17 protein-coding genes are annotated in these 17,448 nt (G+C 61.5%); 7 read left to right on the forward strand and 10 right to left on the reverse strand.

Annotation, left to right across the window (positions count from 1 at the left end; genetic code table 11):
* The first annotated feature begins 77 nt into the window (after window positions 1-77).
* The 4 genes from corA (at window position 78) to NKH90_RS10215 (ending at window position 5,283) form a co-directional block, all read left to right on the forward strand.
* A complete protein-coding gene (gene corA / locus NKH90_RS10200) occupies window positions 78-1,172 on the forward strand; it encodes a magnesium/cobalt transporter CorA (protein WP_352613885.1) in 1,095 nt (364 codons plus the stop codon).
* A gap of 140 nt (window positions 1,173-1,312) precedes the next feature.
* Window positions 1,313-1,624 (forward strand): 30S ribosomal protein S15, encoded by a 312-nt coding sequence (rpsO, locus tag NKH90_RS10205; RefSeq protein ID WP_352819331.1) that lies wholly within the window; start codon window positions 1,313-1,315, stop codon window positions 1,622-1,624.
* 408 nt (window positions 1,625-2,032) lie between these two features.
* A complete protein-coding gene (gene pnp, locus NKH90_RS10210; protein ID WP_352819232.1) occupies window positions 2,033-4,180 on the forward strand; it encodes a polyribonucleotide nucleotidyltransferase in 2,148 nt (715 codons plus the stop codon).
* Between the two features lie 89 nt (window positions 4,181-4,269).
* A complete protein-coding gene (locus NKH90_RS10215; protein WP_352767033.1) occupies window positions 4,270-5,283 on the forward strand; it encodes a class I SAM-dependent methyltransferase in 1,014 nt (337 codons plus the stop codon).
* Window positions 5,284-5,319: 36 nt separating this feature from the next.
* Here NKH90_RS10215 and fabI read toward each other — a convergent pair whose 3' ends face one another.
* The 3 genes from fabI to fabA all read right to left on the reverse strand — a co-directional run bounded on the left by fabI (window position 5,320) and on the right by fabA (window position 8,005).
* Complete coding sequence (gene fabI, locus NKH90_RS10220; RefSeq protein WP_352613887.1) at window positions 5,320-6,132, reverse strand: enoyl-ACP reductase FabI; 813 nt, start codon at window positions 6,130-6,132, stop codon at window positions 5,320-5,322.
* 13 nt (window positions 6,133-6,145) lie between these two features.
* Window positions 6,146-7,366, reverse strand: coding sequence for a beta-ketoacyl-ACP synthase I (gene fabB, locus NKH90_RS10225; RefSeq protein ID WP_023676911.1), 1,221 nt, complete (start codon window positions 7,364-7,366; stop codon window positions 6,146-6,148).
* A 120-nt stretch (window positions 7,367-7,486) separates the two neighbouring features.
* On the reverse strand, window positions 7,487-8,005 hold the full coding sequence (fabA, locus tag NKH90_RS10230; protein ID WP_023676912.1) for a 3-hydroxyacyl-[acyl-carrier-protein] dehydratase FabA: 519 nt from the start codon (window positions 8,003-8,005) through the stop codon (window positions 7,487-7,489).
* A gap of 240 nt (window positions 8,006-8,245) precedes the next feature.
* Between fabA and irrA the strand changes: the two genes are divergently transcribed.
* Window positions 8,246-8,677, forward strand: coding sequence for an iron response transcriptional regulator IrrA (irrA, locus tag NKH90_RS10235; protein WP_352819234.1), 432 nt, complete (start codon window positions 8,246-8,248; stop codon window positions 8,675-8,677).
* A 10-nt stretch (window positions 8,678-8,687) separates the two neighbouring features.
* On the forward strand, window positions 8,688-9,047 hold the full coding sequence (locus NKH90_RS10240; RefSeq protein WP_352680480.1) for a DUF4260 domain-containing protein: 360 nt from the start codon (window positions 8,688-8,690) through the stop codon (window positions 9,045-9,047).
* An 80-nt stretch (window positions 9,048-9,127) separates the two neighbouring features.
* On the opposite strand, the gene NKH90_RS10245 is transcribed toward NKH90_RS10240, so the two are convergent.
* The gene (locus NKH90_RS10245) at window positions 9,128-9,685 is read right to left on the reverse strand and encodes an SH3 domain-containing protein (protein WP_023676915.1); all 558 of its coding nucleotides are present in this window, start codon (window positions 9,683-9,685) and stop codon (window positions 9,128-9,130) included.
* Window positions 9,686-9,841: 156 nt separating this feature from the next.
* On the opposite strand from NKH90_RS10245, the gene NKH90_RS10250 reads away from it, so the two are divergent.
* Complete coding sequence (locus tag NKH90_RS10250) at window positions 9,842-10,843, forward strand: 2-hydroxyacid dehydrogenase (RefSeq protein ID WP_352470076.1); 1,002 nt, start codon at window positions 9,842-9,844, stop codon at window positions 10,841-10,843.
* Window positions 10,844-10,907: 64 nt separating this feature from the next.
* Here the strand turns inward: NKH90_RS10250 and NKH90_RS10255 are convergent, their stop codons facing one another.
* The 6 genes from NKH90_RS10255 to rpsT form a co-directional block, all read right to left on the reverse strand.
* Window positions 10,908-11,396: a GNAT family N-acetyltransferase gene (locus NKH90_RS10255; protein WP_352819237.1), complete on the reverse strand. Its 489-nt coding sequence runs from the start codon at window positions 11,394-11,396 to the stop codon at window positions 10,908-10,910.
* A complete protein-coding gene (locus NKH90_RS10260; protein WP_352470078.1) occupies window positions 11,393-12,154 on the reverse strand; it encodes a molybdopterin-synthase adenylyltransferase MoeB in 762 nt (253 codons plus the stop codon). The genes NKH90_RS10255 and NKH90_RS10260 overlap by 4 nt, the downstream gene beginning before the upstream one ends.
* A gap of 76 nt (window positions 12,155-12,230) precedes the next feature.
* A complete protein-coding gene (recF, locus tag NKH90_RS10265) occupies window positions 12,231-13,379 on the reverse strand; it encodes a DNA replication/repair protein RecF (protein WP_352470079.1) in 1,149 nt (382 codons plus the stop codon).
* Between the two features lie 26 nt (window positions 13,380-13,405).
* On the reverse strand, window positions 13,406-14,524 hold the full coding sequence (gene dnaN / locus NKH90_RS10270; protein ID WP_023676920.1) for a DNA polymerase III subunit beta: 1,119 nt from the start codon (window positions 14,522-14,524) through the stop codon (window positions 13,406-13,408).
* Window positions 14,525-14,732: 208 nt separating this feature from the next.
* Entirely contained in the window at window positions 14,733-16,205 is a 1,473-nt protein-coding gene (dnaA, locus tag NKH90_RS10275) for a chromosomal replication initiator protein DnaA (RefSeq protein ID WP_023676921.1), read from the reverse strand.
* A 916-nt stretch (window positions 16,206-17,121) separates the two neighbouring features.
* The gene (gene rpsT, locus NKH90_RS10280) at window positions 17,122-17,388 is read right to left on the reverse strand and encodes a 30S ribosomal protein S20 (RefSeq protein ID WP_023676922.1); all 267 of its coding nucleotides are present in this window, start codon (window positions 17,386-17,388) and stop codon (window positions 17,122-17,124) included.
* Between the last annotated feature and the right edge of the window lie 60 nt (window positions 17,389-17,448).

Raw genomic sequence — 17,448 nt, forward strand, 5'->3', positions numbered from 1 at the left:
AGGCCTACGGCGTCGTTTGCCGTCCGAAAGGATGTGCTGCGCTGTAGTGCCGTTCGACGCTGCACTCGAGGGGGCACATGGCAAAGGCTGACACGGTCAACAAACGAGCGGCGCTCAAAACACGGAGGCCGCCGGTCGGGGCTTCGCCCGGCACGCTGATCGCCGACCCGGCGGCACGCCGTTCCGAGCTCAGGCTGACATTGATCTCGCCCGAAAAGTTCAAGACCATCGACAATGCCAGCATCGACGACGTCAACACCCATTGCCACAATTGGCCGGTTATCTGGCTCGATTGCACAGGCCTCGCCAACATCCAGCTGATCGAGGAGATCGGCCGGATCTTCAACCTGCATCCGTTGGCGCTGGAAGATGTCGTCAACACCGGCCAGCGGCCGAAGGTGGATTTCTTCGAGGACCATGCCTTTGTCGTCGTCAGGATGATCGACGATGTCACCGCGCATCGCTACGAACAGATCGCCGTCTTCTTCGGCAGGAACTTCGTCGTCACCTTCCAGGAGCGCGAAGGCGACCCGTTCGATCCCGTGCGCAAGCGGATCGCAAGCTCGGTGCCCAACCGCTTGCGCTCGCGCGGCGCCGACTATCTCGCCTATGCTTTGATCGACGCCATCGTCGACAGCTATTTCCCGCCGATCGAGGCTGCCGGCGAATTGGTCGACAGCATTGAGGACCAAATGCTGAACCAGGCGCACAAGCATCAGATGCGGCAGCTTCACGAATTGCGGCGCGATGCCAATGTGCTGAAGGGCGTGCTTTGGCCGATGCGCGACGCGCTGGCGACCATGATCCGCAATGACGTCTCTTATGTGAAGGCCGAAACCAAGATATTTCTGAACGACACGCTCGATCATTCGCTGCGATTGATCGAACTGGTCGAAACCCAGCGCGACATGCTGACCGGCCTGATCGAGATGCACTTGTCGCTCAGCCAGGCGCGCACCAACGACGTCATCAGCTATCTGACGATCGTCTCGGTGATCTTCATGCCGCTTACCTTTCTCGTCGGCGTATGGGGCATGAATTTCGACCCCGACACCTCGCCCTGGAACATGCCGGAGCTGAAGGCCTATTACGGCTATCCGCTGTCGCTCGCCTTCATGGCGCTTGTCGCGGTCGGGCTCTTTGCGTACTTCAAATGGAAGAAATGGCTCTGACTAGGCGGAAGTGCCCGTTTATGCAGCAAAAAGCCGGGTTGTGAATTAGGCTGGCCTTTTTGTCGGAATTGCACTATATGCGCCGCAGCCTCGCGCTTTGACGCGTTGCTTGCACCGGCCCCTGCTGGACGACATCCCGGCTGAGGGCGTCCCGTTTCCTCAAACAGACAAGGAAAAACACGATGTCGATTACTGCCGAACGCAAGAAAGAATTGATGGGCGAATTCGCAACCGCCATGGGCGATACCGGGTCTCCGGAAGTCCAGGTGGCCATCCTTTCCGAGCGCATCAAGAACCTGACCGATCATTTCAAGGACCACAAGAAGGATAACCATTCCCGCCGTGGTCTGCTCGCTCTCGTTTCCCAGCGCCGCAGCCTGCTTGATTATCTCAAGCGCAAGGACGACGCGCGCTATCAGACGCTGATCGAGAAGCTCGGTCTGCGCCGTTGACGAATTGACCGGCGGGTTCTTTCGAGAGCCCGCCGGTCGCGCATTGGAGCATCGGATCATCCAAGGCTCCAATGAAGAAAGCAGAGCGCCGCGCACCGGTTTGGACGCGCAAAGGACGCTCTGAAGTTTAGATTTGCGCAGGATACTTTCCGAAAACCTGGTTTTCGGGTTCACGCGCAAGGCCAGTCGGATCGATTGGCCAACCCGGTTTCGAAACAGCAGAGGGCTACTCGAAACCGCCCATGGACGGTCATGGGGCAGGATTGCAGGACGCTCGTGCGGCACCGCGCCGAATAAGCCGAGCCTCCCGTTGTCTTGCCCGTGGCTGCCCGAGAAAGGAAGCCAAGGGAAAGGGGCATCCGCGCACGCTGAAACGGCGCGGCCCTTTCCGCATACGAAGGACAAGACATGTTCAATTACCACAAAGTCGAAATCGAATGGGGCGGCCGTCCGCTCATTCTCGAAACCGGCAAGATCGCGCGTCAGGCCGATGGCGCGGTGCTGGCCACCTACGGCGAAACCAAGGTTCTCGCCACCGTAGTCTCGATGAAAGAGCCGAAACCCGGCCTCGATTTCTTCCCGCTGACGGTCAACTACCAGGAGAAGACTTACGCCGCCGGCAAGATCCCGGGTGGCTATTTCAAGCGTGAAGGCCGTCCGAGCGAGAAGGAAACGCTGGTTTCCCGCCTGATCGACCGCCCGATCCGGCCGCTCTTCGCCGAAGGCTACAAGAACGACACCCAGATCATCGTCACCGTCGTCCAGCACGATCTCGAAAATGACCCGGACATCCTGTCGATCGTCGCCACCTCCGCCGCCCTGACCTTGTCCGGCGTGCCGTTCATGGGTCCGGTTGGCGGCGCCCGCGTCGGCTACATCAACGGCGAATACGTGCTCAACCCGCATGTCGACGAGATGCAGGAATCGAAGCTCGACCTAGTCGTCGCCGGCACCGCCGACGCCGTGCTGATGGTCGAGTCCGAAGCCAAGGAACTCGGCGAGGACCTTATGCTCGGCGCCGTCATGTTCGGCCACAGGGGCTTCCAGCCGGTGATCGACGCGATCATCAAGCTGGCTGAAGTCGCGGCAAAGGACCCGCGCGACTTCAACGCGCCGGACTATTCCGCACTTGAAGCCGAGATGCTCAAGATCGTCGAAGGCGAGCTTCGCGACGCCTACAAGATCACCGACAAGCAGAAGCGCTATGCCGCCGTCGACGCCGTCAAGGCGAAGGTCAAGGCCGCGTTCGCGCCGGCAGAAGGCGAAGAGGCCAAATACACGTCCGAACAGATCGGCACCGTGTTCAAGGAGCTCCAGGCCAAGGTCGTGCGCTGGAACATCCTCGACACCGGCTCGCGCATCGACGGCCGCGACCTGAAGACGGTCCGCAAGATCGTCTCGGAAGTCGGCGTCCTGCCGCGCACGCACGGCTCGGCGCTGTTCACTCGCGGCGAGACCCAGGCGCTGGTCGTCGCCACGCTCGGCACCGGCGAGGACGAGCAGTATGTCGATTCGTTGACCGGCATGTACAAGGAGAAGTTCCTCCTGCACTACAACTTCCCTCCCTATTCGGTCGGTGAAACCGGCCGCATGGGTTCGCCGGGCCGCCGCGAAATCGGCCATGGCAAGCTCGCCTGGCGCGCCATCCGGCCGATGCTGCCGACCGCCGACCAGTTCCCCTATACGTTGCGCGTCGTTTCGGAGATCACCGAGTCCAACGGCTCGTCGTCGATGGCTACCGTCTGCGGCACCTCGCTGGCTCTGATGGACGCGGGCGTGCCGCTTGCCAAGCCGGTCGCCGGCATTGCGATGGGCCTGATCAAGGAAGGCGAGCGCTTCGCCGTGCTCTCCGACATCCTTGGCGACGAGGACCACCTCGGCGACATGGACTTCAAGGTTGCCGGCACCGCCTACGGCATCACCTCGCTGCAGATGGACATCAAGATCGAGGGCATCACCGAGGAGATCATGAAGATCGCCCTCGACCAGGCCAAGGATGGCCGTCAGTACATTCTCGGCGAAATGGCCCACGCGCTGTCCGGCGCACGTGCCGAGCTCGGCGAGTTCGCGCCGCGCATCGAGGTCATGCACATCCCGACCGACAAGATCCGCGACGTGATCGGCTCGGGCGGCAAGGTCATCCGCGAGATCGTCGAAAAGACCGGCGCCAAGATCAACATCGAGGACGACGGCACCGTCAAGATCGCCTCGGCCAATGCCAAGGAGATCGAGGCGGCGAAGAAGTGGATACACACCATCGTCGCCGAGCCGGAAGTCGGTGAAATCTACGAAGGCACGGTCGTCAAGACCGCCGACTTCGGCGCTTTCGTCAATTTCTTCGGTCCGCGTGACGGCCTCGTCCACATCTCGCAACTCGCCAATGACCGCGTCGCCAAGACCTCCGATGTGGTCAAGGAAGGCGACAAGGTCTGGGTCAAGCTGATGGGTTTCGACGAGCGCGGCAAGGTCCGCCTGTCGATGAAGGTCGTCGACCAGGCCACCGGCAAGGAAATCGTGCGCGACAAGAAGAGCGAAGGCGAAGAAAACGCCGCCTAAGCTGATCTAACTATGCAATCGAAGCGGGCGCGCCGGAAGGTCGCGCCCGTTTGCGTTTCAACAACAGCCTTGCAGTTCAAGAGTGGTGAATGTCCGCCGAGCCGCTGAAAACGCTTTTCCATCCGTTCGAGGCCGGTGCTGTCTCCCTGCCACGAAAGGATGAACGCATACTCTTTCTCGGTGCCGAGCCCGGCTTTCGCTTGCCCGAAAGTTTTGATGCCAAGCTTCATCTTGTCCAAGGCTTCAGGCCGCACTTTCGCGCCTTGCAGGCGTCCGGCTTCGCGGTCACGCCGCAGGTCGAAGGCGAGGCTTTCGACGCGGCATTTGTGCTCGCTGGCCGCCATCGCGGCCAAAACGAGTTGCGCGTTGCCGAAGCGGTCGAACGCGCAGCACCAGGCGGGTTGATCGTCGTCGCCGGCAGCAAGGACGATGGAATCGCCAGCCTGCGCAAGCATGTCGGCGCCCTTGTGCCGCTCGAAGGCCACCTGCCGAAACATCACGGCATTGCCTTCTGGTTTCGCCGGCCGGCCGATACCGTTGCCGCGGCAACGCTTCGCGCCGCCAATCCGGACTTGGTGGTCGAGGACCGCTTCCGCACGGCCCCAGGCATGTTTTCCTTCGACAAGATCGATGCCGGATCGAAGCTGCTAGTCGAAAATCTGCCCAACGATCTGCGTGGCAGCGTTGCGGACTTCTGTGCCGGTTGGGGCTATGTCGCCGCCGAAGTCGCCGCCCGCTCACCCGGCATATCGGCGCTTGACCTTTACGAAGCGGATTTCGAGGCGCTGGAGGCGGCCAAGGCCAATGTCGGCAACACAGGCGTGGAGCCACGTTTCTTCTGGATAGATCTGTTGAGCGAACCGGTCGAGCGCCGCTACGACGTGGTCGTCATGAACCCGCCCTTTCACCGCAGCCGGGCGACTGAGCCGGAAATCGGTGCCGGCATGATCCGCGCGGCAGGCAAGGCGCTGAAGCCCGGCGGCCGGCTGTTCATGGTGGCAAACCGCCAGCTTCCCTACGAACCGGTGCTGGCGGCCGCCTTCTCCAGCCATGCGGAGCTCGCCCGCGACGGCATGTTCAAGGTCTTATCGGCGCGACGCTGAAATCCTGCGGGGCAAGCCGGCGATACGTCGCTCGCGCTATTCCCGCCCGCCGTCGGTCTGCTTCAATTCGTCAAGCGTCGGCATGGAAACGATGTGATAGCCGGAATCGACATAATGGATTTCGCCGGTGACGCCGGAGGACAGGTCGGACAGCAAATAGAGCGCGGAGCCGCCGACTTCATCGATCGTCACTGTACGGCGTAGCGGCGAGTTGCGCTGCTGGTAGGAGAACATGTGGCGTGCGTCGGAAATCCCGGCGCCCGCAAGCGTCCGTACCGGTCCCGCCGATATGCCGTTCACCCTGATGCCGCGCGGGCCGTAGTCGTTGGCGAGATAGCGGACGCTGGCCTCCAGCCCCGCCTTGGCGACACCCATAACGTTGTAGTTCGGCATGACACGGACCGAACCGGCATAGGTCAGCGTGACCATCGAACCGCTATCCTTCATCAATGTGGCGGCGTGACGGGCGATCTCGGTGAAGGAGTAGCAGGAGATCACCATGGTGCGGATGAAGTTGTCGCGGCTCGTGTCGGCGTAGAGGCCTTTCAGCTCGTTCTTGTCGGAAAAGCCGATGGCATGGACGACGAAATCCAGCCCGCCCCACGCCTTCCCCAAAGTCTCGAAAGTCGCGGCGACCGACACGCTGTCCTCGACGTCGCAAGGCACCACCAGGGATGCGCCCAATTTCTCGGCGAGCGGCTTGACCCGGCGCCCGAAGGCCTCGCCCTGATAGGTGAAGGCGAGGTCCGCGCCATGTTCGGACAGTTTGCGGGCGATACCCCAGGCGATCGAATGATCGTTGGCAACACCCATGACAAGCCCGCGCTTGCCCTTCATCAATCCGTCCATGGTCGGCAAATCCTTATGCGGAATAGCGCTGGAAAATCAGCGTTGCGTTGGTGCCACCGAAACCGAACGAATTGGACAAAACGGTGTCGATCCTTGCATCGTCGATGCGCTTGCGCACGATCGGCATGCCCTCGAATTCCGGATCGAGGTTCTCAATGTGGGCGCTCTCGCCGATGAAGCCGCCTTGCATCATCAGGATCGAGTAGATCGATTCCTGCACGCCGGCGGCGCCCAGAGAATGGCCGGTTAACGATTTGGTCGACGTGATGAAAGGCATCTTCTCGCCGAACACCTCGCGGATGGCGCCCATTTCCTTGGAGTCGCCGACCGGCGTCGAGGTGCCGTGCGTATTGATGTAGTCGACCGGCGAGGACACCGTTGCGAGCGCCTGCTTCATGCAGCGCGCCGCGCCTTCGCCCGACGGCGCCACCATGTCGTAGCCGTCCGATGTCGCGCCATAGCCGACGATCTCGGCATAGATCTTGGCGCCGCGTGCCTTGGCATGCTCGAGCTCTTCAAGAATCAGCACGCCGGCGCCGCCGGCAATGACGAAACCGTCGCGATCGACGTCGTAGGCGCGTGAGGCGACCGACGCCCTGTCGTTGAACTTGGACGACATGGCGCCCATGGCATCGAAGAGATCCGACATCGTCCAGTCGAGATCCTCATGGCCGCCGGCGAAGACGATGTCCTGCTTGCCCCACTGAATCAGCTCGTAGCCATTGCCGATGCAATGCGCAGACGTCGAGCAGGCCGATGAGATCGAATAGTTGACGCCGTGGATCTTGAACCAGGTGGCAAGCGTCGCCGACGCGGTCGACGACATCGCTTTTGGCACCGCGAACGGCCCGATCCGCTTGGGGCTGCCGTTTTTGATCGTGGTCTCGGCCGCCTCGACGATTGCACGGGTCGACGGTCCGCCGGAGCCCATCACGATACCGGTGCGCTCATTGGTGATGTCGGCCTCGTCGAGGCCGGCGTCTGCGATCGCCTGGTCCATTGCGACATGGTTCCAGGCAGCACCCTGCGACAGGAAGCGCATGGCGCGACGGTCGATCATGCCCGACGGGTCCAGCGTCGGCGCACCCCACACCCGGCAACGGAAGCCATGCTCGGCGAAAGAGTCGGAGAAGCTGATGCCGGATCTGGCATCGTGCAGCGAGGTCTGCACCTCGTTGGCATTGTTGCCTATCGACGACACGATGCCGAGACCTGTGACTACGACCCGTCTCATTCGCAACTCCTTCCAGCGGACCCCGAACCTGAAATCAATTTCCGGAATGGAACCATGCGCAAAATTAAAGTGCTACAGCGTTCATCAGACGTCCAAGACGTCGTACTACAGGGTCTTCGTTCAGACGGCGGCCGATTGCTTGGACAGACCGACCTTCAGATCCGTTGCCGCGTATATGGGCTCGCCATCTGCCTTCAGCCAGCCATCGGCGATGCCAAGCACAAGCCGACCGCGCATCACGCGCTTGAAGTCGACGCCATACTCCACCTTCTTGACCGAAGGCGTGACCATGCCTTTGAACCTCACCTCACCGGTCGACAGCGCCATCCCCTTGCCGGGTTCACCGAGCCATCCGAGATAGAACCCCGTCAACTGCCACATGGCGTCCAGGCCCAGGCATCCCGGCATGATCGGATTACCGATGAAATGGCAGGCGAAAAACCACAAATCCGGCTTGATGTCGAATTCCGCGCGGATGAAACCCTTGTCGAACGCACCGCCGGTCTCGCTGATCTCGGTGATGCGGTCGAACATCAGCATCGGCGGATAGGGCAGCTGCGCATTTCCCGGTCCGAACAGCTCGCCGCGGGCGCAGGCAAGCAATTCCTCGTAACCGTAGCTGGATTTCGAACCCGCCATCAATCTCGTCCCCGTGATCGTCCCGGGCGATAGGCGCCCTTGTCGGTGGTTTCCTAACACAATCTGTTTCAGGCCGGAAACCGGCGCTTGCGCTTAACCTGCCCGTCTGCCCGGGTCAATGCGCGCTATTGATCGCATTCGGTCGACAGAATATATGTCAGGACACGTCCGGTTTCGGCAGATGCTCAATTTCTGCCATTTTGGACCTGTCTGAGGCGGAACTGTGAGCGCGACGGATAGATGGATCTGGGTTGCCGGAAGGATAATGTCGCTGTGGACAAGCGCGTTCGCGAGGCCGGTCTGAGGCCGACACGCCAGCGCATCGCGCTGGCCGATCTGCTTTTCGCCAAGGGCGACCGCCATCTTTCGGCCGAGGAACTGCACGAGGAGGCGCTTGCCGCCGGCGTGCCGGTGTCTCTGGCCACCGTCTACAATGCTCTGCACCAGTTTACCCAGGCCGGTCTTCTGCGCATCCTTGCCGTCGAGGGATCGAAGACTTATTTCGACACCAACACCTCCGATCACCATCATTTCTATATCGAGGGCGAAAACAGGATCTTCGATATTGACAGCGGCCCGGTGACGGTTTCCAACCTGCCGGAGCCGCCGGAGGACATGGAGATCGCCAATGTCGATATCGTGGTGAGACTGCGTCCGAAACGCTGCGACTGACCGGCGCCTTATGAAATTCCTGGATTTGACGCTCCGGCTCGAATGGGTCGCCGTCGCGGTGGCGGCTCTTGTCTTCTATGCAATCGCCGGTGTTTCCTGGTGGCTGTTTGCCGTGCTCATTCTGGCGCCCGACCTGTCGATGCTGGGTTACATGGCCGGGCCGCGCGTCGGGGCGGTCGCCTACAACGCCTTGCACATACTGATCTTGCCCGTTCTGCTGGCGCTTGTCGGCAGCGTCTTTGACAATGCAATGGCGGTAGCTGTCGCGCTGATCTGGATCGCCCACATCGCCATCGACCGCGCTCTGGGCTATGGTTTGAAGCTGTCAAGCAGTTTCCAGGATACCCATCTCGGCCGCATCGGCCGCTAAACCATCCCCGAACCGAAGATCAGCGAAACAAATGCCGGATCCGGTGCTTGCAGCGCTGGCCCGACCTGCGGTTCGGAAAGTCAGTTCTTGACCTTTTCGCCGGGATAGGCACCCCAGACCAGCGACTGCGCGAGCCAGCCGGTATGGCCGTCGAAGGTCATTTCGCACCACTGGCCATCGCAGGACTTGATCGTGCCCATCACCCCCGGTTCGAGGATCGCGATGACGCCTGCGTCTTTTGCCGGGTCGTCAAGGAGGTTGACGCGAGCGTCCTTGCCGCGCTGCCAGGGGGCGACGATCGCCGTGCGACGGCCCGAAAGCAGCGACTGATTGATCCAGCCTTCCGAGCCGTCGGCATCACGCACACGGCGCCACGTATCGAACTCCTGGATGATCTCCATCGGCAGGCCTGGCTTCATATACATCCAGTCGACGGAATAATTGACGCCCGGCCCAACGCGCGAGTTGACGCGGCCGGATTTCAGGCTGACGAAGCGCGGCAGCGGCAAGCCGCTTGGTCCGAGCGTGACGCTCTGGGCGGGTGCGGCGGCACTTTGCGCCATCACCAGTGGGCTATGGATGAGAGCGCCGAGGAATGCTGCACTGAGGGTCAGGCGGAGCGACGCGAAACCAGACACTTTCGTTCCTTTCGGCGCCGGCCCATCGGCCTTCGCCCCTTTTTCTTTGTCTTCGGCGGAACCGCTTGTTACATGAATGACCGGTACCGCGATCGGCTCTCAGTTTCGCCGTTCTTGGTTAAAGAGGTCTCAACGAGATCGGGTTCGAGGAAAACAATGGCAGGCAAAAAGAAGCCCCTCGTCGTCATCACGCGCAAATTGCCCGACCCGGTCGAGACCCGCATGCGCGAGTTGTTCGACGCCCGCTTGAATGTGGAGGACAGGCCGATGACGCAGCCGGAACTGGTGGCTGCGGTCAAGGAGGCCGACGTGCTGGTGCCGACCGTGACCGATAATATCGACGCGGCGCTGATTGCCCAGGCCGGCGACAACCTCAAGCTGATCGCCAATTTCGGCAATGGCGTAGACAAGATCGACGTTGCGGCAGCGGCCAAGAAAGGCATCACCGTGACCAACACGCCGAACGTGCTGACCGAAGATACGGCCGACATGACCATGGCGCTGATGCTGGCCGTACCGCGGCGGCTGGCCGAAGGCGCCAACGTGCTGACCGGGGACAAGAAATGGGCGGGCTGGTCGCCGACCTGGATGCTCGGCCGGCGCATTTGGGGCAAACGGCTCGGCATTGTCGGCATGGGTCGCATCGGCACCGCCGTCGCCAGGCGCGCCAAGGCGTTTGGCCTCTCGATCCACTACCACAACCGCCACCGCGTACTGCCGGCAATCGAGGACGAGTTGGAAGCCACGTATTGGGAGAGCCTTGACCAGATGCTCGCCCGCATGGACATTATCTCGGTCAATTGTCCATCGACACCGGCAACCTTCCACCTGCTTTCGGCGCGGCGGCTGGCGCTTCTGCAACCGTCAGCTTACATAGTCAACACCGCGCGCGGCGATATCATCGATGAGGAATCGCTGGTCAAGCTCATCCATGACGGCAAGATCGCCGGCGCCGGCCTCGACGTCTACGAGCACGAGCCGGCGCTGAACAGCAAGCTGCTGAAACTCGCCCACAAAGGCAAGGTCGTGCTGTTGCCGCATATGGGCTCGGCGACGCTCGAAGGCCGTATCGACATGGGCGAGAAGGTAATCATCAACATCCGCGCCTTCTTCGACGGTCATCGCCCGCCCGACCGCGTGCTGCCGCTGCGGGCGTGACCGGCCATCGTGGCAGCGAATTCTGGTCGCGGCAGCTGCCTGCTCGCTTTTGGATAGCGTTTGCTTACAAAAGCACCTTGCGCATGGTGATTGAGGTCGGCCGGTCGTAACCTTTGTGTGCTGTCCGTTCGGTTTCGCGAAAGCCGAGGCGGGCGAAGGCAGCGTGGTTTCCAGTCAGTTCGACCCGGGTCTGGAGCTCGATGGCGGTCCTGTTGCGGCTGCGGGCAAGATCTTCGACGGCCTGCATCAGCTGTTTTCCGACGCCTTGTCCCTGAAGCGTCGGCTCGACCGCGAGCTTTCCAATATAGAGGTCGTCTGCGCGCTTCAGGACGAAGACGCAACCGACGATCTCGTTTCCCTTCAGTGCCAGGAATGCTGTCTCCTCCAGCGCTCTAGCCCTGAGATTTTCAACGGTGAGCCGATGCGCCGAGGACGGCGGGTCAACAACCTCGTCCATAAAGGCGAAGGCGCGCATGACCAGCGCCAGCACCTCGTCCCAACGGTCGAAATCGGCCGCAAGCTGCACGATGGAAACGTCGGCAGGCAGGCTCATGGGCTGGTTCGCTTGTAGCGGATCGTGTCGAAGCGTGCCGCCAGCGCATCGTAGAGCAGCAGTCGTCCGACCAGCGGCTCGCCAATCCCGGTGATCAGCTTGATCGCTTCCATGGCTTGCAGCGTGCCGATGACCCCGGTCAGCGCGCCGACAATGCCGGCCACCGCGCAGGATGGCACAAGTCCCGGCGGCGGCGCCTCGGGAAAGAGATCGCGGTAGCTTGGGTTCAACTTGCCGTCCGGGCCGGTTTCGAATGGCTTCAGTACGGTGACCGAGCCGTCGAAGCGGCCAACGGCGGCATGCACGAGCGGCCGGCTTTCCGCGGCGCAGGCGTCGGCCACCGCGTAGCGTGTCTCGAAATTGTCGGAGCCGTCAACGACGATGTCATAACGGGCAATGAGGGTAGGGGCGTTGTCGACGGTCAGCCTGAAATTGTGCTCTTCCACGACGACGTTTGGATTGATGCGGATGATCGCCGCTCTGGCACTGTCGGTTTTTGCCATGCCGACCATGTCCGTGCCGTGGATCACTTGTCGTTGCAGGTTGGAAAGCGAAACGATGTCGTCGTCGACGATACCGAGAGTGCCAATCCCTGCGGCGGCGAGATATTCGAGCACAGGCGCTCCCAATCCGCCGGCGCCAATGACGAGCACCCGCGCCCGCTTCAGCCGCTGCTGGCCGGCGCCGCCGATCTCGGGCAGCACGATGTGGCGGGCGTAGCGTTCGAGCTCTTCATCGGTGAGGGCGGCTGTGATCATCGCCGGACCATATAGCGGAGGAAAAAGCTTGTCAGGTATCAATGCATGCCGCTCAGAAGTGCGCCATGAACCAAGTTCAAATGGTCGGCCTGACCGTGCCGTGATCGACGGTCAGGAATTGCGCGCGTCCCTTGAGGCTGTCAAACAACGCGGCATCGGTCCCGGTCATGAAGGCCTGGCAGTTTAGTTCCTCCAGGATCGAGAACAAGGCCGCCCGTCGACCGCCGTCGAGATGGGCGGCGATCTCGTCGAGCAGCAGGATCGGTGTCATGCCCGACATCTCACCGGTTAGCCGCGCATGCGACAAGACAATGCCGACCAGCAGCGCCTTCTGCTCGCCGGTCGAACAGAGCTCGGCCGGCATCGCCTTGGGCCGGTGGCGCACCACGAGGTCGGAACGGTGCGGGCCGTCGAGCGTGCGTCCGGCGGTGCGGTCGCGGTCGCGCCCCTGGGCAAGCGCACGACGGAACCGTTCCTCTACGTCGACGGCCGGCAAAATACCGAGTTCGCCTTCCAGTTCGCCAGAGATGCCGATGTCGGCTTGCGGAAACGGTCCGTCGCCGGGCAGCCGGTCGATCATGGCGGCGAGCAGGCGCACCAGTTCGGCACGCGCCGCGGCAATCGCCACGCCGGTCTCGGCCATTTGCATCTCGATCGCATCGAACCAGGCACCGTCGCGTGAACCGTCGGCGAGCAGTCTGTTGCGGCCGCGCATTGCCTTTTCGTAGTCAAGCGCGCGCTGGCCGTGGCCAGGATCGATCGCCAGCACCAGCCGGTCTAGGAAGCGCCGGCGGTCGGCAGCCGGCCCGGGGAACAGGCCGTCCATGGCCGGTGTCAGCCAGACCACGCGCAGCCATTCCAGCATGTCTTCGGCTGAGCGTGCCGTCGCGCCGTTGATCCGCACCCGCCGGCCGGCTTCGCCGTCGCTGCCCGATATTCCGGTACCGATCTCGACCTGGCCTTCCGGCCCGTCAAGCCGGGCATGCAGCGCAAAGCCACCGTCGCCGCCTTCGCGCGCCACCTCGGAATAGGGTGCGCGGCGCAGGCCGCGGCCCGGCGTGAGCAGCGAGATCGCTTCAAGCAGATTGGTCTTGCCGGCGCCATTGTCGCCGGAGAAAACGACAGCGCCGGGATCAAGGTCGATTGCCAACGCCGCATAGTTGCGGAAATTCGTAAGTATGAGCTTACTTATGTACGTCTGCTGCGGTTTTGCAGATCTGGTCACGACAGCAAGATGGCCCCGTTCGGGCCCTACACCCGCATCGGCATCAGCACGTAGAGCGCGGTCTCGTCGGCCATATCGTGGATCAGTGTCGGGGAACCGGCATCCGCCAGCATGAACTTCGCCTCCGTGCCGGTCAGTTGCGCGGCAACGTCGAGCAGGTATTTGGCGTTGAAGCCGATTTCAATCGGATCGGACGAATAGTCGGCCGCCAGTTCCTCGGTGGCACTGCCCGAATCCGGGTTGTTGACCGCAAGCGTGACCTGCCCTTCGGCGATCGAAAGCTTCACCGCCCGGCCGCGTTCGGACGAAATGGTCGAAACGCGATCGACGGCAGCGGCGAAACTCTGGCGATCGATAATCAGCTTCTTGTCGTTGCCGGTCGGAATGACGCGCTGGTAGTCCGGGAAAGTGCCGTCGATCAGCTTGGAGGTCAAGATAACGCTGCCGATGGTGAAACGGATCTTGGTGTCGGACAACTCGGTGGTGACTGCAACATCGGGATCGTCGACCAGCTTTTGCAGCTCGCTGACCGTCTTTCGCGGGATTATGACGCCAGGCATGCCCTCAGAGCCTGCCGGCGCATCGATCTCGGCGCGCGCCAGCCGGTGGCCGTCGGTCGCGACAGAGCGCAGCTTCAGCTTGCCGCCGGCCTCGTGCGTGTGCAGATAAATGCCGTTCAGATAATAGCGCGTCTCCTCGGTCGAGATGGCAAACTGGGTCTTTTCGATGAGGCCCTTTAGTCCGACGGAATCGAGCCGGAAAATATGCGAGAACGACCCGGCTGAAAGCTCGGGAAAGTCGGACTGCGGCAGGCATTGCAGGCGGAAGCTCGAGCGCCCCGACGTCACCGTCATGGCGTTGCCGTCTTCGTCGGTCTTCAGCGCCACCTCCGCGCCGTCGGCAAGCTTGCGCACGATGTCGTAGAGCAGATGTGCCGGGACCGTCGTCGCCCCGCCACGTTCGACCTTTGCCGGCGTTGCTTCGGTCACCTCCAGGTCGAGGTCGGTCGCCTTCATTTCAAGGCTGGCCCCCTCGGCGCTGAGCAGCACGTTCGACAGGATCGGAATGGTATTGCGCCGCTCGACCACGCGGTGAACATGGTTGAGCGACTTCAGGAGATTTGACCGTTCCAGGATAACACGCATGACAAAACAGGCTCGCTTGAATGAATGAACGGGTCTCCGGCAAGCGGCGCCCCGCGAAAGGTCTGAACAGGCTCAGAATCTGCGTAAACTGACAGGAAAAACCCGGCAAACGCAAGCCCGCGCCACCGGTTCGGACCGGCTGCACGGGCTTTCCGGGGATAAAGGGGATAAAAAGGCCGGAGTCCGCGAGCCGGCGTTTTTCGGGCCGTCAGGCCTGGTCGTTGATCAGCCTTCTCAGCAATTCGAGTTCCTGCGCCAGTGTGTTGTCGGCACCGGAAAGATCCTCGATCTTGCGCACCGCATGCAGCACGGTCGTATGGTCACGACCGCCGAACCGCCGCCCGATCTCCGGCAGCGAGCGCGGCGTCATCACCTTCGACAGATACATGGCGACCTGCCGTGGCTTGACGATGGTGCGTGTGCGCCGGTTGGACAGAAGTTCGGTCTTCGACACGTTGTAGTGGCGCGCGACGATGCGCTGGATGTCCTCGATACGCACCCGCTTGGGTTCGCCCGAACGATAGATGTGGCCAAGGATCTCGTCGATGCGGTCGATGGTGATCTGCGGTTCGAAGGATTGGCGAAACAAAAGCTGGTTGAAGGCACCTTCGAGCTCGCGTCCGCTGCCGGTCACCGTGCGGGCGACGTGGTTGAGGATCTCTTCGGAAATATCGAGCGACGCATCGTCGAGCTTGGCGGTGGCAAGCCTGAGCTTGAGCATACCGATACGCATGGCGAAATCCGGGGCTGACATTTCCAGCGCGACGCCGCCGTTGAGGCGCGAGCGGACGCGTGGCTCCAGCGACTCCAATTCCGACGGCGGCCGGTCGGCAGCGACCACCACTTGCTTGGCGCTGTCGAGCAGCATGTTGATTAAATGGCAGAATTCGTGCTGGATCGACTTGCCCTGCAGGAACTGCATGTCGTCGATGATGAGGAGGTCGATGTCGCGCAGCTGTTCTTTCAGCGTCAGTGCGTTGTTGTCGCGGATCGCGGTGGCGAACCGCCACATGAAATACTCAGCCGTCAGATAGACGACCCGCGATTTCGGATTCTGCTTCAGCGATTCTGCGGCGATCGCCTGCAACAGGTGCGTTTTGCCCAGCCCGACCGTCGCGTGCAGAAAGAGCGGATTGAAACGCACCGCGCTCGACTGCGATTCCGCGACCGCCTTGGCGGCGGCAAAAGCCACTCGGTTCGATGGTCCTTCGATGAAGGAGGTGAAAGTGTAGCGTGGATCGAGTGGCGAACCGAGAACATTGTGCCGGAACTCGGTTTCTGCCGGCATCCCCGGGCGGGGTACCGGGACCCGTTCGACCCTGCTGGGGCTCGCCGTGCCCGCAGAGAGCGCGGTTTGCGTCTGCCTGGTCATCTTGCGCGCCGGGGCCACTTCTGGCTCGACGCTGTTGCGGCCCTGCCGTGTGGCGGTGCGAACCACGATCTCGATCTTGAGGATCTCCGGATCCTCGTGCTTCCACAACTCGGTGATGAGATCGAGATAGTGGCCGTTGATCCATGAACGCAGGAATGCGGTTGGCACTGAGATGCGGACAATGCCCTTAGAGGATTCAGCGACCTTCATGCGCCCGAACCAGCTCGAATAGACCTCGGTTCCCAGTCGCGCCTTCAACTGGGCCTTGACCCGATCGAACTTCTGTTCAGCTTCATTGGAAGCCGCCATGTCGTTCCTTCCGATTAACGTTCCAGGAAATGGGAGGTCGCCTGTAAGCTCCCTTTCGATGCCGCCGCTCTGCATGATCGAGTTCCTTGTCTCTTGTACCTGTTTTCCGCCGGGGATGCGCCTCCTGCATCCATGTTTCCGGCGACCGTGTCTTCGCTGCGACACCATCGCCGCCGCCGGCTGATGAATCGCCTCGTTGTCGGTCCGGCGCCGAAGAGCCGATCCGCTTTGGTCATGTCAGGGCAACAAAATGCCGTCCGGCGAAAAACCGCCGGCGCACCGTCGACCTGCCATGTACAATTACGCCAGTCCCCTACCGTATCGAAAAGACAAACCAACCCCGTCCGCGGAGTTAAATCCGCGGTGTAAACTCTGCCAATTTGAGCTGGCCGGTTTCAGGCTGGTCAAGGGCCAAGGGCCCGTCCCTTCGATGGACAGACATTACCGAAATCGCTGTGGATAGGGCAAGGCCACCCCTAACGGATTTTTAAGGAATCTGACTAGGAAGGCACGTTTCGAACGCCATGCCGCAACAGTTGATTTTGACAAAGCCATTGTGATTCAAACCCTTTTCCGGCGAATGTGAAAAAGGCCACACAAATGCGAAATTTTCTGAAATAATTCGCTTGACAGCCAATTGCCGCCTATTGGCCGCAGCCGATGTGAACAAGCTGTGGATCACCATCGGTAAACCTCTGAAAAAAAACAGTAATCTGTGACGCTCGGAAATTTTCGCATTGGCAGTTTCGAAGGCTGCGAATATCAGCGGGTATGTACACGCCGGCAAAGCATTTCGAACTTTGAAATGCACGCGGAGCGCCATTTTGCGGGCTTTCTTTTAAGTACTTGCCGGCAAACGAAAAAAACCCGGCGCGATTGGCCGGGTTTGAAGAAGCGCAGTTCAGGAAAAGATATATTAGGCCGACAGCACCTTGACCCGTTGGGCCAGCCGCGACACCTTGCGCGATGCCGTGTTCTTGTGCACCACGCCCTTGGTCGCGGCGCGCATCAATTCCGGCTCGGCCACCTTGAAGGCAGCCTGTGCGGCCGCCTTATCGCCGGCCGCGAGCGCCTCTTCGACCTGGCGGATGTAGGTCCGGACGCGGGAGCGGCGGTTCTTGTTGATCGCTGCGCGACGGGCGATCTTGCGCGTTGCCTTTTTGGCCGAGGAGGTATTGGCCATGGTGCCTCTCTTCTGATCTGGTGGGCGCTTGCGGGATACCGCAGGGCGCAAAAAACAAAC

The sequence above is a fragment of the Mesorhizobium sp. M0898 genome, from assembly GCF_040319695.1.
GTDB lineage: Bacteria > Pseudomonadota > Alphaproteobacteria > Rhizobiales > Rhizobiaceae > Mesorhizobium.